Origin of the sequence: Tenacibaculum sp. 190524A02b, assembly GCF_964036645.1 — a bacterium.
In the GTDB taxonomy this organism is placed as follows: domain Bacteria; phylum Bacteroidota; class Bacteroidia; order Flavobacteriales; family Flavobacteriaceae; genus Polaribacter; species Polaribacter vairaonense.
Genome location: NZ_OZ038525.1, coordinates 3,992,741 through 4,017,424, shown reverse-complemented (window position 1 = coordinate 4,017,424; position 24,684 = coordinate 3,992,741). Strand labels below are relative to the sequence as shown.

The window sequence follows — 24,684 nt, the reverse complement described above, 5'->3', positions numbered from 1 at the left end:
ATAATAATTAGTATTTATTATTTAACAAATACTTTTACATCATCAATCATATAAGAACCATCTAAATCAGTGTCAGTACCAGATGCAACTGATTTAAATGCTATATGTAACTTACCTGTATAACTTGATAAATCAATCTCTCCAGAACCTTGAAATGCATACCAACTACTATCTTTAGTAGGTAAGGTAGCTGTTAATTTTGTCCAAGTAGCAGTTGCAACATTAGTTCCGTCAAAATTAGTAGAAACTAACACCTCTAAAGTATTATTATCTGAATCACTTACGTGATGTTGAGCTGCTTTAAAAGTTAAAACTTCTCCATCTTGCGCATCCATATCAATTGCAGGAGAAATTAACCAACCTATATTACTAGCATCTCCAGTTCTAAACCCACTAAACTCAGCATAACCATTTCCTCTAAACTCTTGCTCAGACCATAATTCACCACCTACTTCAGCAATATTGATCCATCCATCAATATTTAAGTCTGTATTATCTTCTGCTGTTTGGAAATCTTCACCAAAAACAGGATCACATCTTTGCCCATCAAATTGAAGTGCATCAGGAGTATTTACTATTGCTACTAAGTTTTCTGCTCTAAAGTCTTTTGTTAAAACAAACATCATATCTCCTCTTCCTTGAGGTACAATATTTGATTTAAAGCTAGCAAAAGTACTTGTTTGTAAGTTCATTCCTAAACCACTAGCACATTCAGTGAAAGCTCTTAAGCCGTCAAAACTGTCATTAGCTTCTCCAGAAAAAGTTTTAACTAACTCTCCTTTTTCAAATTGAGCTCCTTCAATCTTAACAAAAGTATTAATATGATCTTCTTTAATATCAGCTACAGAGATTAAAGTAGGTACAATAGTCTCTTTAGTAGCAGAAGCAAAAACATGTTTTGCAACTCTTGGTTGAATTACCTCATCTACTCTATCACCAATTAATTGCCCTAAAGTAAATTTACCAGGAACATCGTTATCAAAAGCAATTGTTCTCTCTCCATCATCATAAGTAACCGTTAACCCATCTAACACTACGTATACTTTTCTCCCAGCTTCATAAGATTGACTTAAAGAAGTATTATCCAATAAAATTTCGATACCATGAGTAGGTTCAGATGGTTTATCTTGAATAGTTAATTTCTTATAAAAGTTCCCTGTAGCATCACTAGAAACTACATATCCTTCAATTACAGCTAATGGCGCTGCATTTGGAGCATCTGGGGTTGGGAATGTATAGACTAACTTATTATTACTATTAAACTCTTGCTTTAAAGCCTCTTTAACTGCTTTTATAGTTGAGTTTGCTTTAATATTTGGCTCATTAATTTCTGTGCTAGGCAATGTAAAATCACCATCTTCTACACACGATACTAACCCTAAGAAAAGAGTTAATAATGCAATGATATTTAATTTATTATTTTTCATGATTTTGTATTTCGTTTTATTAGAATCTATAATTTACATTTAAAAAATAAGTAGCACCTCTTGCGTACCAATACCTATTACCAAAAACTGGAGTATCTAAAGCACTATCATCTCTTAATGATCTGTAATTTGCATTTCTAGATGCTTCAAAACCTCCTGTTCTATATTCTGTATCAAATAAGTTAGTTACACTCGCAAAAATACTAATGTATTTATTATCTCCAACCTTCCATGATTTCCCTCCAATTAAATTTACAGTGTTGTAATTATCAAACTTTTCTTGCTGTAATAATCTTCTTGCAACTGCAGGATCATAATCTCCAAAAGTAATTCCATTTGGATCTTGTGTAAAACTAGCTGTTCTTAATATTGGTGCAGCGTCTACATACACATTGTCAAAGAAGTTAATAGTAGCTCCTACCCACCAATAATCAGGATCACGGTATTCAAAACCTACCGAATAAGTTGTTTGTGGACCAGCTGCAACTTTGTAATTCTTTAAATTAGCTTCACCATAATTCCTTGTTCCATTAATAGGACTAAAACCTGAACTCTGAAATTCTAAACTTTTACTTACATCTGTACTTAAAGTTACATTTGGATTATTAGTGTATGTATATTGACCATAGTTTGCAGCACCTTTTAATTTAATAGTAGGTGTTACTTTAGCTTCAAAAGCAAACTCCGCTCCAAAATGTTGCTTATCAACACCTGTCATCGTTTCTTGAAATAACGCTTCTAATCTTAACCCTTGAGCAAAGTAGAAACTTACATCTGTAGCATCCTGAATTTTTGTATAATATCCTGTTAATTTAGAGGTGATAAAAGGAGTTCTTACAATATAACTTGCATCCGCAGTGATTACTTTTTCTACTTTTAAATCTTCAACAATATTATTTGTTTCTCTAGCATTATAGAAAACATTTCTTAATAAAGGCGCTTTAGTAATGTATCCTCCATTAAAATCTAATAAATGACGTCCTGAGATTTTGTAAGTAAAACCTGCTTTTCCACTAAAGTTTGTGAAGTCAATTTTATCAGATAATCCTAATGAGTTATTAGCAAATGCACCATTTTGATATAAACCTTCTCTTTGATGTGTTGTTTTATTTACATCCGCTGCTACATAAAAATCTACTTTATTATACTTGAACTGTGCTTGAACAAAACCATTTAATACTTCGGAGTTTAATTTATAATTATATCTAAAACGATCTCCAACTTTAACAGACCTGTATGGGTTTTGCAAATCATTTTGTCTTTCGTTATCAAATTCAGCAAAACCATCAATATCTAAAAACTTTTCTCCACCTAATAAATCTAACATATAAGCAAAGTTTTCAGATGAAAACTTAGAATATTGCGCTTTAGCATTTAATGTGATATTATCGTTCAATTGTGTATTTAAAATTGTATTCACATTAAACTGCGTATCATCGTTTCTATCTTCGTATAAAACATAAGAAGAGAATCCTTCATTTGCTGACCTTGTATTCGCTCTGTATAAATCACTCCAATTTATTTGTCCATCATTCACAAAATTTTGTTGTACTTCATAAACTAATGGATTCCCTTGTCTGATAGCATAACTTGGTAGCTTTTGATAATAGTCTGCTGAAGGATTACTACCTCCTAAATCTAAAACATAAGGGTTTCCTGTATTAGAATCAATTCCTCCTAATTTATGTCCTCCAAAATCTATACGACTATTTCCTGTTTCTCCAAACTGGTATCCCACATTGGTATTTAAACTTGTATTTTCTGAAATATCCCAATAATGACTTAACATTATTATTGGTTCTTCAACTCTTTTAATACGAGAGTTACGGATTTCATCTCCTTGATATCCCCAATAAGAATTATACTTTCTCCCTTTTAGATTGAACACTTCTTCAGTATTTGAAGAAGATTTACCCCTTCTATTTTGTGCGTTAATAGCCGTAAAGTTTAAGCTATGATTATCTCCCAACTGTTTTTCAATAGAGAAAAATATAGAGTGCGCATTATACAATGTTCCGTCGGTATAACCTTCATCTGCATATCTCTTACTACCAGAAGCTGCAATGGCCCAACCATTTTTTAACAAACCAGAAGCATAGGTTGCCATTAAACGATGGTTATAACTTCTATTAGATGAAGCGTAAGATACTCTACCACCTTTTCTATATTCTGAGGCACGTGTACTAATATTTGTAGAACCTAAGGCTCCACCAAAAGTATAGTTAGATGGTGCTAAACCGTTACTAAACTCCTGATTACGCATTACATCATTTAAACCTCCCCAGTTACTCCACTGTGGTCTTCCATTGTAAAGTTTATTCATTTCAATTCCATTCATCAAAACTTTACCATTATCAGAATCTAAACCTCTAACTCTGTAAAATGAACCACTCCATTCAAAAGCTGCAAAGTTTAAATACGTGTCTCTACTAGCTTGCAATAAACCTGAAATGTTATCAGCAGCACTAGTATCACCACTTAATTCATCATCTGTAATAGTAATAGTACTTAAGTCTTGATCTTCTGATATATCTTCATACATCATAATCATACCTAAATCTACTGTTTTACCAGACAATTCAACTGGAAAGTTTTGGGTTTCATACCCTTTTAATGAAATAACTACAAGTTGTCTTCCTTCTGGTACATTTTGCAAAGTAAAACTACCGTCCCCCGATGTAGTTTGTACTATATCCGCATCTTTTACACTAACAGAAACACCTTGTAGAGGTTTTTCAGAATCGCTATTTATAACGATACCTTTTACAATGTTTTGTGCACTTACACTTAAACTAAACATAAGTAGCATAAACATTGTTACTCTAAAATTTCTCATAAAATACTGGTTATAAAATATTTATTTAATCCCCTTTCGTTAACCCAAAAGGGAGGCAAAATTACAAAAACCAAAACACTTTATCATTAAAAAATTGTTATGTATTTAACAATAATTGAATTTTGGTGTATTTTTTGTATTATTTTTGCGCAGTAAATTTAAATAAATGAAAAAAACTATATCCTTTCTAATATTAAGCCTAATGTTATCTTTTTGTTATGGACAAAAGAGCGGCAAACAATTTAAAATAAGAACTGTTGGTTTTTACAATCTAGAGAACTTATTTGATACTGAGAACGACACTGAGAAAAACGATGAAGCCAGTCCTATTATGGAGCTAGAGGGCGATAGAGAAAAAGTTTATAACGATAAATTAGACAAGTTAAGCTCTGTTATTGTTCAGTTAGGAAAAGAGAAATCAAATACAAGTCCAGCTATACTTGGTGTTGTTGAAGTTGAAAATAGAAAAGTTTTAGAAGATCTGGTTAAAACAGAAAAGTTAAAAAAGAAACGTTATGAAATTATTCATTTCGATTCACCAGATAAAAGGGGTATTGATGTAGCTTTATTATATCAACAACGTTATTTTAAACCAATTCATTATGAAGCATTCAACCCAAATATTTATAATGAAAATAAAAAAGTTTATACTAGAGACATATTATTAGTCTCTGGTTATTTAGACGATGAACTAGTTCATGTAATAGTAAACCACTGGCCTTCAAGAAGAGGTGGCGAGGCTAAAAGTAGACCTTTACGTGAAAAAGCTGCTTATAAAGTAACTCAGATTATTGAAAAGATTAAAGAAACCGATCCTAATCCTAAGGTTATTATTATGGGTGACTTTAACGACGACCCTATTAATTCTAGCTTTAAAAATAAATTAAAAACAAAAGCTAATAAGAAGAATGTAGCTAAAGGGGAGATTTACAATCCTTATGAAGACATGTTTCGTAGAGGTTTTAACACTTTAGGATATAGAGATAATATTAATTTGTTTGATCAAATTATGTTTACTTCTCCATTACTAGATAAAGGGAAAAAAGACTTTTCTACTTATAAAATGTTTAAAGCAGGAATTTTTAATAAACGTTTTTTAACTCAAAAGAAAGGCAGATACAAAGGATATCCTTTTAGAAGTTTTTCAGGCGGTAAATATACGGGAGGATATAGTGACCACTATCCTGTGTATTTATATTTAATCAAAGAGAAAAAATAAACTAAAAAAAGCTGCTTAACGCAGCTTTTTTTTAGTTCGTAACTACAGCTCTTTTCTTTTTTAAATATTCATATATAATCAACAAAACTAAACTTACTCCAAATAATGGTAATACTATAGCAACAAGCCCTATTAAAACCACAAAAGCAGTTGATAATTTAAACCCTTTAGAAACTTTAGGAACTCCAAAATCATCTTTAGGTTTTCTATACAAGTAAGAAATAATTGCTGCAAGACTCATGATTGTCAAGACAATTGCTATTCCAAACATCAACCACCAATTCCAACTTCCAAATTGACCTTGATGAAAAGCCATTACCCACATTCTAGCCCTCATTAAAACACCTACATCACTCCATACATGTGATTTAATTAAAGCTCCTGTGTATTGATCAAAATGCAACATTTTTCTAGCTCCTAAATTATAGGTCTCATTTGAAACACTAAAAGTACTTGCCTCAGACTTGGGTAATCCTATGGAAATAACTCCTTCTAAATTCTGTTTTTTAGCTATCAAAAACATATCATCTAACGACAAAGGTTTTTCACCTACTTCTGATTTCAAACCTCTTCCACTCCATGTTTTAGGATACCCTGTATTGGTAACTTTTTGCACCCATTTAAAGTTCCCTCCAAAAACATCTGTCCAAGGCAAACCTCCAGCTAACGTTAACAACAAAAGAAGTGACATCCAAAATCCCAACACAGCATGCATATCTCTAAACAGAATCCGTTTACCTTCTTTAAAACGAATGGTAAAAACCCCTTGTATTCCTCTTTTGAATGGCCACCATACATAAAGTCCTGTTATAATCAATACAATCATCCAACAAGCTATCAATTCCACAATCTTAGTTCCTACTTTCCCTCCTAATAACTCACCATGCAACTTCCTAACCGTATACATCCAAGTACTTTTTGGCGAAAAGCTTCCTATAGCGTTACCTGTATACGGATCTACGAAAAGAGAACTTTTATGGCTAAATCTTCCTGAAACAAATTCAACTCCCATTCCTTTTTCGTTTGGAATTATCATTGCAGTAGGACGTTTTTTCATATTCTTCTTAGCAGCTTCCCACTGCTTTTGATATGAAATAAGTTTTCCTTGTTTTTTGGACACTAACTGCGCTTTACTCTTAACCTCTTTTTCTACCTCCGGATTAAACAAATAAATAGCTCCAGTAATTGATAAAACCAACACAAAAGGCAACGAAATAATTCCCGCTAAAAAATGCCACTTCCACAACCATTGGTTGAGTTTTCTGTTTTTCATGACTTAAAAATTTAAAAACCCCATAAAAGAATTTTATGAGGTTTTAGATTCTTTAAAATTTATATTTTACCCCAAAATGAAATGCCCTAGGGTTACCTATACTATACGTATTTGCTTTATCCCATCTACTATAAGAAGCTCTGACAGCATACAACTTATTAAAAACATTCAATGCTTGCCCCCAAATCTCAAAGTTTTTCCATTCAAAATTAACTCTAAAATTAAACACATGATGTCCTGCATAAATTGAAGTGCCTAAAATATCATTACCCGAACCATCGACACCAATAATTGCTTGACCTTCAAAACTTGTATTGTATTTACTTACTTGCTCATGCTCTATAGCCAATAATAAATTAGTTAATGGTTTATAAGTTAATGTTGTATTTGCAATATAATTTGGAGCCGTTTGCATGTCTGTATTTGAATAGTCTACATTATTGTCAAAAAAAGATAAATATTTGTGTGTAGCATAACTACCACTGTAGTTTACATATAAATTATCTAACAAATTATACCTAACCCCTAATTCAATTCCAGTTGAACGCGTTTTACCTGCATTCTTTTGCACAAAATTCCCATTATCATCTCTAATAGAAATTAATCGGTCAATTCCATCTAATTGATAAATCGCCAAATCAACTTTTAATTTAGACGGCACTATAAAATACCCTCCTATTTCATAATTATGAAACTTTGCTGGGTTTAAACTAAATGCTTCTCCAGTTTTATTCTTACCATTTCTAAACAATGTTCCAACTTGTGGTGGTGTAAATCCCTTAGAGTAATTTGAATACACTCCTGAATTTTTAGATATATTTAAGTTCACCCCTAATTTAGGAGCAAAATTTTCATATGAAATTCTAGTATCACTAACTCCTGAATTCCCTTTATCTAAATTATTATAATCATAGGTAAAAGCATCATAACGTAATGCTCCTGTAACTTTTATTTTTTCTAATGGCGATATTTCAAATTGAGCATAACCAGCGTGGTTAAAAATATCTGCCTCATATTTTAATATATAATCTCCATTTTTCACTGAATAACCCGTATTTTGAGCAGTATTAACATCAACAATTACATCAATATTCTCTGCCTCATAAGTTTGGGGAGAAAAATCAGTGGTAGCTCCTAAAATCAAACTTGCATTGGCAAAATTAAAATTCATTTTATGCTGAATTAACCCAACATAACTCTGAAATTTATTGGAATTAACTTCTCCTTTTCCCGTTCCATTTAAAACTCCATTTGTTCTATTTTGTCTTACTCTATATGAAGGAATTTGATTCATTTCATTATTTCGATACAAGAAATTAAATGATGTTTTATTTTTTTCATTCCATGCTTTATCTAATGATGATCTAAATCTAAAAGCTTTAGCTTCACGTTGTGTAAAAGTTTGATTGCTCTTATAGTCTCCGTCTGAATAATTTTTCTCTGAAATAGAACCTGACATATCCGAACGATAATCTATAAGTGTAAAACTATTTACCCATTTTAAATTTTCTGAAAAGTCATTTACATTTTTAAATGATATTGCCGTTTTCTCATAATCAGAATGTCCTACTACTCCATTATCTCTTCTCGCATGGTGTCCTCCCACATAAAATCCATATTTTTCGTTGACAGTAGTAGATGCTTCTAATTCATATCTAGTAAAACCTAAATCATTAGCTTGCACACTCACAGACCCTCCAAAATCTTTTTTAGGATTCTTTGTAATAAAATTAAAACTTCCTCCAATAGCTTCACTTCCATAAATACTAGACGCTGGACCTTTTAAAACCTCAACTCTATTGAAAGTAGTATTATTCATTTCTAATAAAGCATTATGATTAAACACAGCCACGGGTCTTATAGGTAAACCATCTTCAATATATAAAAACAATGATTTGGTTGATATAGGCGATCTTGTTGCCATAAAATGTTGTTCATTACTTGAAGCTTTTGACGTACTCATAAAAACACCTGGCACTTGATTTACCAATTGCTCAACACCAAATGCTTTTGTTTCTTCTATCTGACTAGCAGTTAATAAACCTATTGAAGCTGGAACTTCTTTTCTTTGCTGCACTTCCCTACTTGCCGATACTACAATTTCTTCTAGATTTTCAGTGGCAACACTTAAGGTAATGATTGTTATTTTTTTTGGATTTAAAATTATATGTTTTGTTTCATATCCAACCATTGACACTGTTACTTCTCCTTTTTTTAACCATAAAGAAAAACTCCCTTCATTATCTGTTATGGTTCCTTTCTTTTTTTCTTTATTAGATATTATTGTTGCTCCAATTAATGGTTTATTTTTCGAATCTACTACCTTCCCTTTAAAAATGGATTGTGCATTGGATGTTATTGTAATTATAAAAATTGCTATAATTAGTATATAGTTATTTTTCATTGTTGTTTTTTAATCTGTTAAATACTTTAGTAGGTAAAGAAATCAATTAAGATTCCTTAAAAATTATAATTTAAATAGACACTCGATCTATATTCCACATTAATAGCACCTTGTGCTAGTTTTTGTTGAATAGGATACATTGCTAATACCCCGAACGTTAAACTTTCCGTATTATATTCAGCTCCAATACTTGAAAATAATACGTATCCATTTGTGTTTTTCACAGGTAGATTAAACACTTTATTCTCCTCATAAAACTCTCCAGAAACCCCAAAAGAAGGCACAAAATTATGATTCTTATCATCTTTTAAAACATAAAAAAATGTGCTATTAAAGTTAAATTGGTTTCCAAACTTGTATGATTTGTTATTAGTTGTTTTTAGGTAATAATTAAGGTAATTAGTAACTCCTAAGTCATTGTATTTATACACATATTGAAGATTAGTTACCACATCAAAACTCCCTGTACCTAATTGAAAACTTGGATTTATAGAATTATTTATCGCTTCATTATAATTCCCTGTAGGCAATTTTAATCCTGCTCCTATTTTTAGTAAGTGATTTGATGAACTTACTTTATCTTTTAGCTCGTTATAGTTTCCGTTTTTAGCATTTAAAACTGTATAATTAACTAAAAAAGACAAGTCTCCTAATCCATTAATAGCTGTAGTTTTATCAATATAATCTCTCGAATGAAAATGATAAGGAACAAAAACTTGCAGTTCCAATTTCTCTTTTAATACAGGTATTCTAGACCATACTTGAATGGTATTAAAATACTCGTTAATTAATGGTGAATTATCAAATATTCCATCTTTTGATTGATACTTTTGATGTAAATACCTAACTCCTATAAAATTATTATCTACAACTCCGCCTAAACCTAAACTTCCTCCGTTATTACTACAGCCACAGGCATCACAATCTTCCAAAAACCATTTATAGTACTTTGGAAAAGGGTCGTTAGCAAAGGAAACAGTAACGTAAAAAAGCATAACAACTACTATTAAATTCTCTTTATTCAGCAAATCTTTTATCTGTAATAAACTTTTCATCTGTTAATGTTTTTAAAAAAGAAATTATATCCTCTTTTTCTTGTTTATTTAATGCTACCCCCAGTGTTCCATCCTTCTTTTTAAGTATCGGGTCTAAATTTTCCGTTTCTCGAACTCCATTTTCATAAAAATTCAATACAGATTCTAAAGAGCCAAATCTTCCATCATGCATATAGGGTGCCGTTAACTCAACATTTCTTAAACTTGGCACTTTAAACTTAAATTTATCCTCTTCTAATAAAGTTACGGTCATCCTTCCCAAATCATTGATACTTGAGTTAATTGGTAAACCATTATTTCTAAAAGAGTCATCTGTAAACAAATCTGAAGAATGACAGGAAGCACATTTATCTTTAAATAATTTTAACCCTTTTTTTTCTTTGTCAGAAAAGACACCTCCCTTTTCTCCTCGAACATACTTGTCGTACTTACTATCAGCTGAAACCATCATGATCATAAATTGAGACATTGCTTTAAAAGTATTATCAGCAGTTATCTGTCCATCGTCAAATGCTTGAGTAAATAATTCTCTGTAACTAGCATCTTCTCTCAATTTATTAAGAACATTCGTTACAGATTCATCCATTTCATCAGGGTTTGTAATAGGAATTATTGGAAAAAGATCTAAATGAAAAGCTGCTCCATCCCAAGAAAATTGTTTTTGAAATGCCATATTTTGAATTGGCTGTGCATTTCTTTTTCCTTTTCTATCTTCAACACCATGACTAAATTGATGTCCGTGATGTGTAAAAGCAAACTTTTGCTGGTGGCAAAAACCACAAGACACTACGCCATCGGAAGATAACTTACCTTCATAAAAAAGCTTTTTTCCTAATTCAAATCCTTTTTCTGTAATTGGATTTGAATTCAAATCATAATATGGTTCTGGAAAATTACTTGGCTTCTCAAACACTAATTTTACTTCAGTGTATATTTCTTCTTTCTTACAACTAAACAAAAAACAAACACTGAGTAGTAGTATTATTTTTTTCATTACACTACTATTTTAATCTATAAAACAAACAAAAGAGCAGTAGTTATCTACTACTACTCTTTTATTTATTTAATGATGATTAGCGTTATGAACGTGATGTACCATAAACATAGCCGTATAGTTATCTGCTATATTTTTAGCCTTATCACCTCCCATAATAGTAGCTCCTTCAGATAATTTAATCTTGGTAGTTCCATCTAGTATTTTTCCTGCATCAACCTTTACATGTAGTTGAGGAGACTGACCTTTACCTACAATTGCCACATCCATTGATAATTCTACTTCTTTATACAAATCTACAGAAGTACCTCTACTTGCAATGTGTAACATATATGGTGAATCAGCTCCAGAAGCTTTTTCTTTAAAATTACCTTCTAAAACAACAAACTTATAACCAGCTTGCCAACTCCAAGTTAAGTTATAGCTTTCAGCCAAAGTCCAAAAACCTTCTTGAGCTGCTTGCCCTTGCTTAAATCTTTCTTGGTCTACTCCAATTCCAAATTTAATTTTATTGTATTTCCCAGCAGGAATATCTTCAAGAGAAATTTGAACATTTTTAGCTTTACCATTTCCTCCTTCGCTAATTATGAAGTAGCTTTTATTTTTTGGATACACATGTTCTGTACCATCTTCAGCTACCAACACAAAATTACTCACAATATAATCTAGCGAGCTTATAGCTAAAACTTCATCATTACTGGTAGCATGTGATGAGCTTCCTAATAATATTTTATCATTATTAAATCCGTTATCAAATTCAATTACTACTTTGTTTTTTCCTTCTAACTTTTCTTGTAACTGTTCATTATCATTACATGCTATAAATGTCATAGCTATTGCTATGATTGCAACTATTTTTTTCATTTGTTATATTAATTTTAATGTAGAACAAGCTATCACTTAGCTTTAACTAGTGATTAAACCTCTCTAAATGTTTTTATTTTTTCAATAAGGTATTTTAAGCTATTAGAAATAGCTTAATAAAAATTCTATATTAAAATTAAATAGCAGGTGGGTGGAATACTTCCTGATTAAATAGGTAAGAATAGTCTTTTTTATATTGGAAGTTTTGTTTTCTTTTAAAAGGAATTAGCTTTTCTTTATCAATTGTTAAAACACTTACAAAACCTACAGGGTATTCTTCCATAGAAATTCGAAGCGAGTTGAAGTCTTCTTCTTGCTGCTGTTCAAGTTTCTTCATTAACTGACACGTTCCCTTACAGCTCATTTCAGGTTTATCTTTGTTTATACATAACACTTTAGCAATATAATCGTAATTAATTGCATACTCAACAAATGGTGCTATAGGTCTAAGCATTGCCATTAGGTAGAGAAATACAAACAAATAAACTGTTATTGTCTTAAACAAATTAAACTAATTTTATAAGGTTGCAAAGGTACTTTTCTATTCTTTTTTCTACAAAAGAAACCTTTTGTTTTTTAATTTTAATTTATTCTAAATAAAAAACTTATATTTGCATCGGAATTTTAGAAAGGATTATGATTGTATTTTACACTGAAAACAAAAAAGTTACACCAATAGTAAGTATAAAAACCCCTCCAGCTATTACGGCTTGTGAGAGTTCTTGTACTGCAAATTGTATCAAACCTAAAAGTAAGTGTTGCAATAAATACCAAAAAAAAGGCATCAACTGTAAGCGATGCCCTTTAACTTTTAATTTAAAAGCGGTTTCTTAACTATTCTGTTTTTAATAAGAAATAGTTTTTCTTTCCTCTTTGTAATAAAACATATTTATCTGCTATTAAATTAGCTTCTGTTATTGTAAAATCTTCTTTTACCTTTTCCTTATTAACAGATATTGAATTTTCCTTTAAAGCTCTTCTTGCATCTCCATTTGACTTTAAAAAACCTGTTTTTGCCGCTAAAGCACCAATCATATCCAATCCATCATTAATATCCGACACAGGAACAGTAGCTTGTGGAACTCCATCAAAAACATCTAAAAACGTTTGCTCATCTAAACTCTTTAAATCATCAGCTGTAGACTTTCCAAATAAAATATTTGATGCAGCGATTGCTTTGTCTAACTCTTGTTTTGAATGCACAAAAATAGTTACCTCTTCCGCTAATCTCTTTTGTAAAACTCTTTGGTGCGGTGCTTCTTTATGCTCTTCTATTAATGCTTCAATAGTTTCTTTATCTAAAAAGGTAAATATTTTTATATATTTTTCAGCATCCTCATCAGAAGTATTTAACCAAAACTGATAAAATTTATACACGGATGTTTTATCTGCATCTAACCAAACATTCCCTCCTTCAGATTTCCCAAACTTAGAACCATCTGCTTTAGTAATTAAAGGACAAGTAGCGGCAAAAGCTTTGGCTTCTTCACCTACATTCATCCTTCTTACTAATTCAGTTCCAGTGGTAATATTCCCCCATTGATCGGAACCTCCCATTTGAAGTTTACAACCATAGGTTTTATGCAAATGATAAAAATCGTATCCTTGAATTAATTGGTAGGTAAACTCAGTAAAACTCATTCCTCCTCCTGATTCACCTGAGATTCTCTTCTTAACAGAATCTTTAGCCATCATATAATTTACCGTTATCCTTTTTCCTACATCTCTAGCAAATTCTATAAAAGAGAAGTCTTTCATCCAATCATAGTTATTCACCAATATTGGAGAGTTCTCATTCCCATTATCAAAATTTAAAAAACGAGCTAACGTATTTTTTATTCCATTAACGTTCTTTGCTAATGTTTCTTCATTTAATAAATTTCTTTCGTCAGATTTTCCAGAAGGGTCACCTATCATTCCTGTTGCACCCCCAACTAAAGCTACTGGCTTATGCCCTGCTTTTTCTATATGTACTAATAAAATAATTGGCACTAAACTACCGATATGCAATGAATCAGAGGTTGGATCAAAACCAATATAAGCAGTTGTCATTTCTTTTTGTAATTGCTCTTCTGTTCCTGGCATTATATCGTGAATCATTCCGCGCCAACGTAATTCTTCTACTAGATTTTTGGTCATTTTTGTAATCTTTTTGGATTACAAATATAGCATTTACAAAACTTTATACCTTATTAACTTTTATTTAAAAATAAACCTCAAAAGTTATTACAATTTAATAGCTTCTTAATCGTTTTTATTCTTTTTTGACTAACTTAGTGTGACCTCACTACATACTTTGTGTCAAAAATTAAAATAATTAAAATTAAACGTAATGAGAAAAATTTTTAAAAACTCGTTTTTACTTGCTTTTGTAGCAGTTTCATCTTTTTTAACTAGTTGTAGTAGTGGAGATGGAAATGAAATTTTTAGAGATAATGAAGAATTAGAATATAATATTATTGTAAATCCTAATAACGCATCTACAAATGAGAGATCTATAGAAATAGTAGCCACTCCATCTAGTCTTGTTAAAGTTAAAGTTAACTTTACAGGTGATAAAAAAATGCGTAGAATTTATATGACTAAAAATGTGTACAGTAGTAATCAAGGCCCTCAACCTTATGAATATCCTTTAGGTAGCAAGAAAAGTGATGGCTCTATTGATTTAGATGGTGATGATAAAGATACATTTAACTACACGTTTAATTTTGATGCTCCTACAAGCGCTAACGATGTAGTTCAGTATATTATTTGGACTACAAATGATAGAGGTGACTTTAGAGATGTTTCTAAAAGGAATTCTATAGCTGATGATGCTTTTGGAACAGTTACCATTAAAGCAAGTGCTAACGCTGATACTAGCGTTAATGGTGTAAAATCTTTTTCGCAAGTTTTATTAGCCGCTCCTTTAGCTGACGGTTCTTCTAAAACATTCCTTTCTTTATTTGACAATAAAACTTATGCTATAAATCAAGGCGTAGAAGTTGCTGCTTTATGGGATTTTGGATACTATTATGGAAATACTGGAAAAGCTTCTTTTGCTTCGGCTTCTAATTACCCTACAGATATTGTTAATGTTCCAAGCATTGGTGGCACTACAGAATTAAACAACTTTTATTTCAAAAAATCTGACAAAACCATTGCTGATTTTGATGCTATCACTAAAAAAATTGATTTAGATTTTATTACTAAACCGACTACTGAACGTGTAAACAATCTTTCAGAAAATGATATTATTGAGTTTGTTGATGCATATGGCAATAAGGGTCTAATTAAAGTCGTTAAAATTACTGGAACAAATGGAACTTCTGGTTCTATTAAATTTGATGTAAAAGTTCAAATTAATGCCGAACCAATCAAAGCATAAACCCAGAAACAAATTTTATATAAAATCCAAGAAGGAGTCCTTTTAAAGGACTCCTTTTTTTATATTTGATTGTTATTTATATTAATTATGATTTTAGTTACAGGAGGAACAGGTTTAGTTGGTTCGCATTTATTATATCATTTAGCTGTTGCTAATGAAGAAATAATTGCTATTTATAGAACTGAAGACAGAATTAATAATGTCAAAAAAATCTTCTCTTATTATACTAAAAACACCTCTAGTTTGTTAACTAAAATTAAATGGATTAAAGCAGACATTACAGACATTCCTTCCTTAAAAACAGTTTTTTCACATGCTATCACCAAAGTTTATCATTGTGCAGCCTTGGTATCCTTTAATCCTAAAGATTATAAAAAAATGCGTAGAGTTAATATTGATGGCACTGCTAACATTGTTAACTTTTGTATTGACTCTAATATTGAAAAACTATGTTTTGTTAGCTCTATAGCTGCTATCGGCGACTCTATTAATGGTAAGCCAATTACAGAAAGTAACGAATGGATTGACCATGAAGAAAACCATGGTTACGCTATTACTAAATACGGTGCTGAAATAGAGGTTTGGCGTGGTAGCCAGGAAGGAATTAATATTGTTATTGTAAACCCTGGTGTTATTTTAGGAAGTGGTTTTTGGGAAGAAGGCTCTGGAAAACTATTTAAACAAATTTATAATGGGTTTAAATTTTATACCGAAGGAGTAACGGGGTTTGTAGCTATACAAGATGTTGTAAAGGCTATGATTACACTTACAAACTCAACTATCACAAACGAAAGATTCATTTTAGTTTCTGAAAATAAATCATTTAAAGAAATTTTATTTTCTATTGCTGATGGGTTTAAGAAAAAAAGACCTTCAATAAAAATTGGTAAATTTACTAGCAATATAGCTTGGCGAATAGATTGGGTATTAAGTAAAGTGATAAGAAAATCACCATTATTAACTAAAAATTCCGCTAAATCTGCTCATAATAAAACTTACTATTCTTCTAATAAAATCAAAAAAAGCAATATTTCATTTGAATTTACTCCAATTGAAGAAAGTATACATTCTATTTGTGCAGATTACACTCGGAACTAATTAGTTTTTTTGTTTTTTTTAACTGGCACCTTTAACACTTCCTCACTAAGTACTTGTTTTTCGCTTTTTCCTTCGTAGACTTCTTTCATTGTTTTTTCATCTGGTTCATACCTAGTGTTTGGCCTATCTAAAGAATCTTTAACACGTTGTTTTTCATCATAAAGCTTAAACAAACTATCAATATTATATTTCACCTTGTTTAACATAGCTGAATACTCATCAATTCTAGAAGTGTAATATTTATTACTAGCATCAAACCTTACCGTATCAATTTGATATTTTTTATAAACCAATACCATATAATTTGACTCCATTTTTAAGTACTTATTCTTAATGTTTTTTGCTGATGACGCTATATACATATCTGTCAACAAACTAACCATAGTATCTTTAGGAATTAAATCTTTTGGTTTCTTGTAAATTGTATTACTTGTACAAGAAACCAAAAATAGTATTGTAATAAAAAGGAATGTTAATTTATTCATTACCTATCAAACGTTAATCGCTCTCCTTTAGTTTCTTCATTAAATACTCCTTCATTATACATTAAACATCCATTAACAAATGTATGTGTAATTGTACTTGAAAACTCTTGTCCTTCAAAAGGAGACCATCCACATTTGTATAATATATTTTCTTTTTCAACGGTCCAAGGTTTATTGGAATCTACTAAAACCATATCAGCATAAAAACCTTCTTTAATATAACCTCTTTTAGCTACTTTAAATATTTTAGCAGGATTATGACACATTTTTTCAACTGCTTTTTCAATAGAAATAACACCTTCTTTTACCTTTTCTAAAATGGCTACTACAGCGTGTTGTACCAATGGTCCACCGCTAGGTGCTTTTGTATATACATTATCTTTTTCTTCCAATGTATGAGGTGCATGATCTGTGGCAATAATATCTATCCTATCATCTAATAACGCCTTCCAAAGTCCATCTCTGTCTTTTTTAGTTTTTACAGCAGGATTCCATTTAATATGTGTTCCTTTTTTCTCATAATCTGCATCCGTAAACCATAAATGATGTACACAAACTTCAGCTGTAATTTGTTTTTCTTCCAATGGAATATCATTTCTGAATAAATCAGTTTCCTTAGCCGTTGATAAATGAAACACATGTAAACGTGCTCCTGTTTTCTTTGCTAGCTCTATAGCTTTAGATGACGATAAATAACAAGCCTCTTCACTTCTAATTATCGGATGGTATTTTATTGGAATATCATCTCCAAATTTTTCTTTATACTCTTGTGTATTTTTTCGAATTGTACCTTCATCTTCACAATGAACAGATATTGGTAATTTTGTTGATGAAAAAATCCTTTCTAAAACTTCTTCATTATCAACCAACATATTACCTGTTGAAGAACCTAAGAAAAGTTTTATTCCTGCAACATTCTTAGGGTCTGTTTTAAGCAACTCTTCTAAATTATCATTAGTTCCCCCAAACATAAATGAATAATTTACATATGAAGTTTTACTTGCAACACTAAACTTTTCTTCCAGTAGTTCTTGAGTTGTTGCTTGTGGCACTGTATTAGGCATTTCTATAAAAGAAGTAATACCTCCAGCTAACGCCGCTTTACTTTCCGTTTCTATATTAGCCTTATGAGTTAACCCTGGCTCTCTAAAATGCACCTGATCATCAATCATTCCGGGTATTAAATACTTCCCTTCTGCATTAATAACATTTACGTTTTCTGCCTTGATATTCTCTGCTATTTTTTGAATGTATGATCCTTCAATTAAAACATCGCCTTTAAAAACCTTGTTTTCACTAACGATTTTTGCATTTTTTATTAAGTATGATGATGCCATATTATTTGGGTAGTCCTTTTAATCTCATTTTAATTACTCCAAAAAGAGCTTCATATACGATACCTCCACTCATTTTAGATTCTCCTTTTGTTCTATCAGTAAAAATAACTGATACTTCTTTTATATTAAACTTATGTTTCCAAGCTTTGTACTTCATTTCAATTTGAAATGCATATCCTACAAATCTTACTTTATCAAGTTTGATTGTTTCTAATACTTTTCTTTTCCAACATACAAAACCTGCTGTAGTGTCATGAATAGGAATACCAGTTATAAAACGCACATATTTAGAAGCAAAATACGACAACAACACTCTATTCATTGGCCAATTAACTACATTTACGCCTACAGAATATCTAGACCCTACAGATACATCAGCTCCTTCATTTGCACAGGCTTTATATAACCGAACCAAATCATTTGGATTATGAGAAAAATCAGCATCCATTTCTATAATATATTCATATCCTTTATCCAATCCCCATTTAAAACCATGAATATAAGCAGTACCTAATCCATTTTTACCTTGTCTTTTTTCTATATGGAGTTGTTCATTAAACTCTAACTGCAATTTCTCCACAATGGAAGCTGTTCCATCTGGTGAATTATCATCTACTACCAATACATCAAATTCCTTTTCTTGATTAAATGTAGCTCTAATTATTGCTTCTATATTTTCTTTTTCATTATATGTTGGAATAATGACTAAGGTATCTGACATCATAAATTTCATCTAAAATAAGCACAAATATACACTAATTTATTACTAATTTTGTGTTAAGGAAAAGCATAAAGCAGTCGGTTTTGCAAGCAATAGAACTTAATAACATTGATGATAGTTGGTTTACATTAGTAATAATTTTTACTATCATTCTACTTGCTATTTTAAAACTTATAAAACCTAGCCATCTATTTGGACATACAGTTGCTTTCTTTACTCCTGGTTTTTTCCAAAAAAAAGCTGAAGAAGAAATATCTATTTTCAATCCATTTAGCTTTACGTTATTCTTGTATAGCTCTATCATTATTGCCTTATCAATCTTTGGATTTACATGCAAAAAAGGACTGATGGACAACAACTTTACTTCATTTTCTGTACTACTAATTTGTGTATTTATTTATCTATTAAGTAAATTTATTATTGAAATGTTTATTGTAAATGCTTTAGCTATAAAAGAGCGAGTTAATTACTTCTTGCACCTTAAATATGGTTATTTATTTACAGTATGTCTATTAATTTTACCAGTACTTATAGTGTACAAATACGCTATTAACAGCAATCTTTTTTTATTTACATTTCTGGTAATCTTACTCATTTTCAGGGCAACTTTAATCATCTTTAATAATAAAAACATTGTTATTAGCAAGTTATTTTATTTTATTTTGTACTTTTGCACACTTGAAATAGCTCCGCTATTATTACTTTATAAAACAACAACTACGTAAAGAGAAATTTTATGAAAGTGAAAACTATTTTAGTGTCTCAACCAGCCCCAAAAACAGAGACTTCGCCGTATTTTGATTTAGCGGAAAAACAAAAAATCAAAATTGATTTTCGATCTTTTATACATGTTGAAGGAATTCCTGTAAAAGAAGTTAGAACTCAAAAGATAGATTTAAACAATTATACAGCTATTATTTTAACAAGTAGAAATGCTGTAGATCATTTTTTTAGAATAGCCGAAGAAATGCGCTTTACCGTGCCTGACTCAATGAAATACTTTTGTCAATCAGAAGCTGTTGCTTACTACTTACAGAAATATGTAGTATATAGAAAACGTAAAATTTATGTAGGAAATAGAACTTTTCCTGAATTAACTAAGTTAATCAAAAAGCATAAAGATGAGAAATTCTTACTACCTTCTTCTGATAAATTAAAATCACTAATTCCTACAGAGCTAGATAAATTAGGTGTTGATTGGAAACGTGCTGATTTATACAGAACCGTAGTAAGTGATTTATCTGACTTAGAAAATGTTTTTTACGACGTACTTGTTTTCTTTAGTCCTTCTGGTATTGATAGTTTGTTTAAAAACTTCCCTAATTTTAAACAAAATAATACAAGAATCGCTGTATTTGGAAATTCAACAATAAAAGCTGTAGAAGATAGAGGTTTACGTGTAGATATTGCTGCACCAACTCCTGAAACCCCTTCTATGACAATGGCCTTAGAAAAATATATTAAAGACGTTAACAAGAAATAGAAATAACATCTTTTTAAAAATATTTAAACCGTTAAGAAATTCTTAGCGGTTTTTTTGTAATGATATGAATTATAACACGACTTCTTTAACCATAACTTAAAGTAAAACACTTAAATGCCTCACAAGCAAAATGATGTAGCTGTTTTAATTTTTGCTAATTCTTCTTCTCAAGAAACTAAACAAAAAAGTGTACCACAGGGAAGTGAATTATTTGATTACTTAAACCATAGAGTAGTACAAGTAGCAAAAAAAACCAGTTTTGATATAGTTTTATTTGATGAAACACTTCAAAAAGGCAAAACTTTTGGAGAGCGTTTTACCAATGCTATTGAAACAATTTTCGCTAAAGGCTACCATAAAGTTATTGCTATTGGAAATGATAGTCCAGATTTAAAAACAAAGCATTTAAAAAAAGCTTTTACACAATTAGAAAACCAACAAAGTGTACTTGGACCATCATTAGACGGAGGTGCTTACTTAATTGCCTTTCATAAAAAGCATTTTAACAAACAACAATTCTTGCAACTTCCTTGGCAAACCAATTTTCTTTTTACAGCATTACATAAACTACTACTACAACACAACCAGGTAACATCCCTTACTTACTTAAAAGATATTGATTCTTGTGATGATTTAAAATACTTTCTTTTTCGTTTTAACACTGAAAAAATATTACATAATATTATTAGAAAAATCATTTCCTCATTCAAGGTAGTATTTTATTATTTTTCACCTATTCAAAAGATAAATTATCTCCAAAACATCTTTAATAAAGGTTCACCAACTTATCTTTCTTTATAATTTCTTACATATTTTTTTTACAAGATTTAAAAACAGTCCAGTCTAAATAGACTTGGCAATTAATTCAATTTTAGAAAACATCTAAAAAAGTCACATGAAACAATTATTACTTGCATTAGCAATTTGCTTTTGCGCTATAATAAATGCACAGCATATTATTACTGGAAAAGTAACCTCAGCAACAGACGGAAACCCTATACCTTATGTTAATGTAGTTCTTAAAAATACCACTATAGGAACTACCACCAACGAAAACGGTACTTACACAATTAACACCAATAATAAAAACAACATTTTGGTATTCTCTTCTGTTGGTTACAACACACAAGAAATTAAAATTGGACTTCAAAAAAACATCAACATTTCTTTAACCGAAGCAACTACAGGATTGAATGAAGTGGTTATTACAGCATTAAACAAGAAAAGAACTAGTAAAGAATTAGGTTACACAATTCAAAGCATAAAATCAAAAGACATTTCTGATGTTAAATCGGTTAACTTTCTTGATAATTTAACAGGTAAACTAGCAGGTGTTACTATTACAAGTGGAAATGCTACAGGTGTTGGTTCTTCATCAAAAATTACTATTCGTGGTGAACAATCTTTCACTAATAACAATCCTCTTTTTGTTATTGATGGAACCCCAATAAACAACAATACTATTTTCAACTTTACCTCTGAGGCCGCTGCAGGATTTCAAGAAGTTGATTTTGGTAACGGAGCCATGGAGATAAATCCAGATGATATTGCATCAGTTTCTGTTTTAAAAGGAGCTAATGCAGCTGCATTGTATGGTACAAGAGCCTCCAACGGAGTAATTCTTATCAATACTAAAAAAGCTACCGATAAGTTTAATGTAAGTTTTAATTCTTCTTTATTTATTGAAGAAGCTTTTCGTTTACCTCAGTTTCAAAATTTATACGGACAAGGAAACTCTGGAAACTTTGAATTTGTTAATGGACTTGGTGCAGGCACAAATGATAACATTACTTATAGTTGGGGACCTAAATTAGACCAAGGAAATTTAATTCCTCAATTTGACAGTCCTGTTACCTTAGCCAACGGGCAAATAGTAAGAGGTGGTGATACTTCTTTATATAATGGCTTACCAATTACACCAACTCCTTTTGTTTCCAATCCAGATAATTTAAAAAACTTTTATCAAACTGGTGTAACTACCATTAATAATATTGCTATAGGTTCTGGGTTTAAAAAAGGAAACTATCGTTTTTCTTTTACTAATTTAAATAGTGAATCTATTATCCCTGGAGTAAACTTAGAACGTTATACCGTTGCTACTAACTTAAATTTTAAACCGTCTAAAAAGACAACAATTACTACTCATATAAACTATGTAAATAGTAGTAGTGACAACAGACCATCAAACGGTTACGGATCAGAGAACGTTAATTATTCTTTAGTAGCTTGGGGACCTCGATCTTTAAACATAGACAACTTAAAAAACTATTGGCAACCTGGCTTGGAAGGCAGACAACAATTTTCTTTTAACTATACCTTCTTTGATAATCCTTATTTTATTCTTTTTGAAAACAGAAATAGTTTTAATAGGGATCGCGTTTTTGGGAATTTTTCTCTTAAACAGGAAATTGCCAAAAACCTAAACATTACACTACGTACTGGAATGGATTACTCTAGTGAAAAACGTACATTTTTGAGAAACTTTAGTACCAACCGATTTAGAAACGGTGCATATGCAGAACATAATGTTACCTACCGAGAGTTGAATACTGATTTTTTAATTAACTACACTCCTAAAATAGATGATTTTACATTTGATATTTCGTTAGGAGGAAACCGATTAGACCAAAAGGCAAGTACCACTCAAATACAAACCACTCAACTTGCTCAACCAAGTATTTTTAGTTTTAACAATGCTGCATCGCCTATTGAAACTTTCGATTTCAATTCTAAAAAACGCATTAATAGCTTATATGGGTTATTTAAAGTAGGTTATAAAGACTTTTTATTTTTAGATATAACAGGTAGAAACGATTGGTCTAGTGCTTTAGCTACGCCAGTATCGGCAGAAAACACGTCTTTTTTCTACCCTTCTGCATCCACTAGCTTGGTTTTAAACAAAGTATTGAGTTTACCTAAAATTATTTCTTTTGCTAAACTTAGAGCCAGTATAGCTCAAGTTGGTAACGATACTAACCCTTATCAAACCTCACAAACATTTATCCCCACAACAACGGTTAATTCACAACCAAGCTTTACCAGTCAAGATTTTATCTCTAATCCAAACTTACAACCAGAAAAAACAACCTCGTTTGAAATAGGTACAGATATACGTTTTTTTAATGATCGATTAAATGTAGACTTTACCTACTATAACGCCATTACGAAAAATCAAATCCTATCCTTACCTATTCCTATTTCTTCAGGCTTTAAACAACAAGTTATTAATGGCGGAAAAGTTCGTTCTGAAGGAGTTGAAGTAGTTTTAAATACAACTCCTATTAAAACAAGTAACTTTACATGGAATACCACAGTTAACTTTAGTAAAAATATTTCTACCGTGCAATCTCTTCCGCAAGACAGTGGAAGAATTACGTTAGCTTATTCAAGAGTTTACAACAACCCTGACCAAACCGTTTGGTTTCAAGTTGAAGAAGGCGGGCGTATTGGTGATTTTTACGGAACTGGTTACCTAAAAAATGAAAACGGTGATTTTGTATTAACTCCTGAAGGTAGATTTATAGCAGACCCGACACTAAAAAAACTAGGGAATTACAATCCAGATTTTATGGTAGGATTCAACAATAGCTTTACTTATAAAAACTGGAACCTTAACTTTTTATTCGATTGGCGTCAAGGAGGCGAACTAGTATCAAGAACATTATCTTTAGCAGGTGTAGCAGGTCAATTAGAAGAAACTGCTTACAGACCTGAAACTGGCATTATCGCAGAAGGTGTGGTAAACACAGGTACTACACAAAATCCAATCTATACACCTAACACCACAGCTGTAACCCCCGAAAGTTATTACAGGCAATATTACGATAGAAACCACGAGGAAAATAATGTATATGACGCTTCTTTCTTAAAACTTAGGCAATTTTCATTAGGCTATACTTTTCATTTAAAAAACAATGCTTTTGGTTTTGTAAAAAATGGTGCTGATGTTAACCTTTCTTTTATAGGTAGAAATCTTTTTGCTATTAGCAACACACCTCATTTTGATCCTGAACAACTAGCAGTTCAAGGACAAGGAATTGTAAGTGGTGTAGAAGACATGTCGTACGCTACTACAAGAAGTTTTGGTTTTAAACTAGGTGTTAATTTCTAAAAAAGAATTT

Annotated in this window: 19 protein-coding genes; 7 read left to right on the top strand and 12 right to left on the bottom strand. The window is 31.0% G+C overall.

All coding sequences use genetic code 11. The features are described from left to right. Positions 1-17 precede the first annotated feature (17 nt). Both ABNT65_RS16065 and ABNT65_RS16060 read right to left on the bottom strand, forming a co-directional pair. Positions 18-1,427 carry a DUF5689 domain-containing protein gene (locus ABNT65_RS16065; RefSeq protein ID WP_348705293.1) on the bottom strand — a complete coding sequence of 470 codons (1,410 nt, stop codon included), beginning with the start codon at positions 1,425-1,427 and terminating at the stop codon, positions 18-20. A 19-nt stretch (positions 1,428-1,446) separates the two neighbouring features. Further along, positions 1,447-4,263, bottom strand: a complete 2,817-nt coding sequence (locus ABNT65_RS16060; protein ID WP_348705291.1) for a TonB-dependent receptor — start codon at positions 4,261-4,263, stop codon at positions 1,447-1,449. A gap of 166 nt (positions 4,264-4,429) precedes the next feature. Between ABNT65_RS16060 and ABNT65_RS16055 the strand changes: the two genes are divergently transcribed. Then, the gene (locus ABNT65_RS16055) at positions 4,430-5,482 is read left to right on the top strand and encodes an endonuclease/exonuclease/phosphatase family protein (RefSeq protein WP_348705289.1); all 1,053 of its coding nucleotides are present in this window, start codon (positions 4,430-4,432) and stop codon (positions 5,480-5,482) included. A 31-nt stretch (positions 5,483-5,513) separates the two neighbouring features. On the opposite strand, the gene ABNT65_RS16050 is transcribed toward ABNT65_RS16055, so the two are convergent. The 7 genes from ABNT65_RS16050 to tyrS form a co-directional block, all read right to left on the bottom strand. Further along, entirely contained in the window at positions 5,514-6,755 is a 1,242-nt protein-coding gene (locus ABNT65_RS16050) for a PepSY domain-containing protein (protein WP_348746290.1), read from the bottom strand. Between the two features lie 52 nt (positions 6,756-6,807). Next, positions 6,808-9,159, bottom strand: a complete 2,352-nt coding sequence (locus ABNT65_RS16045) for a TonB-dependent receptor (protein WP_348746289.1) — start codon at positions 9,157-9,159, stop codon at positions 6,808-6,810. 56 nt (positions 9,160-9,215) lie between these two features. Beyond that, positions 9,216-10,214, bottom strand: coding sequence for a transporter (locus ABNT65_RS16040; protein ID WP_348746288.1), 999 nt, complete (start codon positions 10,212-10,214; stop codon positions 9,216-9,218). Continuing rightward, entirely contained in the window at positions 10,177-11,208 is a 1,032-nt protein-coding gene (locus ABNT65_RS16035) for a cytochrome-c peroxidase (protein WP_348705281.1), read from the bottom strand. Before ABNT65_RS16035 ends, ABNT65_RS16040 begins: the two co-directional genes overlap by 38 nt. A gap of 69 nt (positions 11,209-11,277) precedes the next feature. Further along, a complete protein-coding gene (locus tag ABNT65_RS16030; RefSeq protein WP_348746287.1) occupies positions 11,278-12,072 on the bottom strand; it encodes an MbnP family protein in 795 nt (264 codons plus the stop codon). Positions 12,073-12,208: 136 nt separating this feature from the next. After that, complete coding sequence (locus ABNT65_RS16025; RefSeq protein WP_348705278.1) at positions 12,209-12,532, bottom strand: hypothetical protein; 324 nt, start codon at positions 12,530-12,532, stop codon at positions 12,209-12,211. 374 nt (positions 12,533-12,906) lie between these two features. Continuing rightward, a complete protein-coding gene (tyrS, locus tag ABNT65_RS16020; protein WP_348746286.1) occupies positions 12,907-14,211 on the bottom strand; it encodes a tyrosine--tRNA ligase in 1,305 nt (434 codons plus the stop codon). A 193-nt stretch (positions 14,212-14,404) separates the two neighbouring features. Here tyrS and ABNT65_RS16015 point away from each other — a divergent pair, with 193 nt between their 5' ends. Further along, on the top strand, positions 14,405-15,439 hold the full coding sequence (locus ABNT65_RS16015; protein WP_348705274.1) for a hypothetical protein: 1,035 nt from the start codon (positions 14,405-14,407) through the stop codon (positions 15,437-15,439). Positions 15,440-15,526: 87 nt separating this feature from the next. Continuing rightward, entirely contained in the window at positions 15,527-16,537 is a 1,011-nt protein-coding gene (locus ABNT65_RS16010) for an NAD-dependent epimerase/dehydratase family protein (RefSeq protein ID WP_348738672.1), read from the top strand. Here ABNT65_RS16010 and ABNT65_RS16005 read toward each other — a convergent pair. The 3 genes from ABNT65_RS16005 to ABNT65_RS15995 are packed head-to-tail and all read right to left on the bottom strand — an operon-like array spanning position 16,534 to position 19,080. Next, positions 16,534-17,022 carry a DUF4296 domain-containing protein gene (locus tag ABNT65_RS16005; RefSeq protein WP_348705272.1) on the bottom strand — a complete coding sequence of 163 codons (489 nt, stop codon included), beginning with the start codon at positions 17,020-17,022 and terminating at the stop codon, positions 16,534-16,536. The genes ABNT65_RS16010 and ABNT65_RS16005 overlap by 4 nt on opposite strands. Continuing rightward, the gene (locus ABNT65_RS16000) at positions 17,022-18,359 is read right to left on the bottom strand and encodes a dihydroorotase (RefSeq protein ID WP_348746285.1); all 1,338 of its coding nucleotides are present in this window, start codon (positions 18,357-18,359) and stop codon (positions 17,022-17,024) included. The genes ABNT65_RS16005 and ABNT65_RS16000 overlap by 1 nt, the downstream gene beginning before the upstream one ends. 1 nt (position 18,360) lies before the next feature. Further along, on the bottom strand, positions 18,361-19,080 hold the full coding sequence (locus ABNT65_RS15995; protein ID WP_348705602.1) for a polyprenol monophosphomannose synthase: 720 nt from the start codon (positions 19,078-19,080) through the stop codon (positions 18,361-18,363). Positions 19,081-19,133: 53 nt separating this feature from the next. Here ABNT65_RS15995 and ABNT65_RS21055 point away from each other — a divergent pair, with 53 nt between their 5' ends. From ABNT65_RS21055 to ABNT65_RS15975, 4 genes are all read left to right on the top strand, one after another. Next, a complete protein-coding gene (locus ABNT65_RS21055; RefSeq protein WP_412766827.1) occupies positions 19,134-19,805 on the top strand; it encodes a DUF4271 domain-containing protein in 672 nt (223 codons plus the stop codon). 11 nt (positions 19,806-19,816) lie between these two features. Continuing rightward, positions 19,817-20,563, top strand: a complete 747-nt coding sequence (locus tag ABNT65_RS15985) for a uroporphyrinogen-III synthase (protein WP_348705265.1) — start codon at positions 19,817-19,819, stop codon at positions 20,561-20,563. Between the two features lie 114 nt (positions 20,564-20,677). Beyond that, positions 20,678-21,364 carry a DUF2064 domain-containing protein gene (locus ABNT65_RS15980; RefSeq protein ID WP_348746284.1) on the top strand — a complete coding sequence of 229 codons (687 nt, stop codon included), beginning with the start codon at positions 20,678-20,680 and terminating at the stop codon, positions 21,362-21,364. A gap of 94 nt (positions 21,365-21,458) precedes the next feature. After that, positions 21,459-24,674, top strand: coding sequence for a SusC/RagA family TonB-linked outer membrane protein (locus ABNT65_RS15975; protein ID WP_348746283.1), 3,216 nt, complete (start codon positions 21,459-21,461; stop codon positions 24,672-24,674). The last annotated feature ends 10 nt before the right edge of the window (positions 24,675-24,684 follow it).

Bases quoted from the DNA above. Each gene is read 5' to 3' on its own strand.
- ABNT65_RS16065 (WP_348705293.1), bottom strand. From the start codon at position 1,427: ATGAAAAATAATAAATTAAATATCATTGCATTATTAACTCTTTTCTTA.
- ABNT65_RS16060 (WP_348705291.1), bottom strand. From the start codon at position 4,263: ATGAGAAATTTTAGAGTAACAATGTTTATGCTACTTATGTTTAGTTTA.
- ABNT65_RS16055 (WP_348705289.1), top strand. From the start codon at position 4,430: ATGAAAAAAACTATATCCTTTCTAATATTAAGCCTAATGTTATCTTTT.
- ABNT65_RS16050 (WP_348746290.1), bottom strand. From the start codon at position 6,755: ATGAAAAACAGAAAACTCAACCAATGGTTGTGGAAGTGGCATTTTTTA.
- ABNT65_RS16045 (WP_348746289.1), bottom strand. From the start codon at position 9,159: ATGAAAAATAACTATATACTAATTATAGCAATTTTTATAATTACAATA.
- ABNT65_RS16040 (WP_348746288.1), bottom strand. From the start codon at position 10,214: ATGAAAAGTTTATTACAGATAAAAGATTTGCTGAATAAAGAGAATTTA.
- ABNT65_RS16035 (WP_348705281.1), bottom strand. From the start codon at position 11,208: ATGAAAAAAATAATACTACTACTCAGTGTTTGTTTTTTGTTTAGTTGT.
- ABNT65_RS16030 (WP_348746287.1), bottom strand. From the start codon at position 12,072: ATGAAAAAAATAGTTGCAATCATAGCAATAGCTATGACATTTATAGCA.
- ABNT65_RS16025 (WP_348705278.1), bottom strand. From the start codon at position 12,532: ATGGCAATGCTTAGACCTATAGCACCATTTGTTGAGTATGCAATTAAT.
- tyrS (WP_348746286.1), bottom strand. From the start codon at position 14,211: ATGACCAAAAATCTAGTAGAAGAATTACGTTGGCGCGGAATGATTCAC.
- ABNT65_RS16015 (WP_348705274.1), top strand. From the start codon at position 14,405: ATGAGAAAAATTTTTAAAAACTCGTTTTTACTTGCTTTTGTAGCAGTT.
- ABNT65_RS16010 (WP_348738672.1), top strand. From the start codon at position 15,527: ATGATTTTAGTTACAGGAGGAACAGGTTTAGTTGGTTCGCATTTATTA.
- ABNT65_RS16005 (WP_348705272.1), bottom strand. From the start codon at position 17,022: ATGAATAAATTAACATTCCTTTTTATTACAATACTATTTTTGGTTTCT.
- ABNT65_RS16000 (WP_348746285.1), bottom strand. From the start codon at position 18,359: ATGGCATCATCATACTTAATAAAAAATGCAAAAATCGTTAGTGAAAAC.
- ABNT65_RS15995 (WP_348705602.1), bottom strand. From the start codon at position 19,080: ATGTCAGATACCTTAGTCATTATTCCAACATATAATGAAAAAGAAAAT.
- ABNT65_RS15985 (WP_348705265.1), top strand. From the start codon at position 19,817: ATGAAAGTGAAAACTATTTTAGTGTCTCAACCAGCCCCAAAAACAGAG.
- ABNT65_RS15980 (WP_348746284.1), top strand. From the start codon at position 20,678: ATGCCTCACAAGCAAAATGATGTAGCTGTTTTAATTTTTGCTAATTCT.
- ABNT65_RS15975 (WP_348746283.1), top strand. From the start codon at position 21,459: ATGAAACAATTATTACTTGCATTAGCAATTTGCTTTTGCGCTATAATA.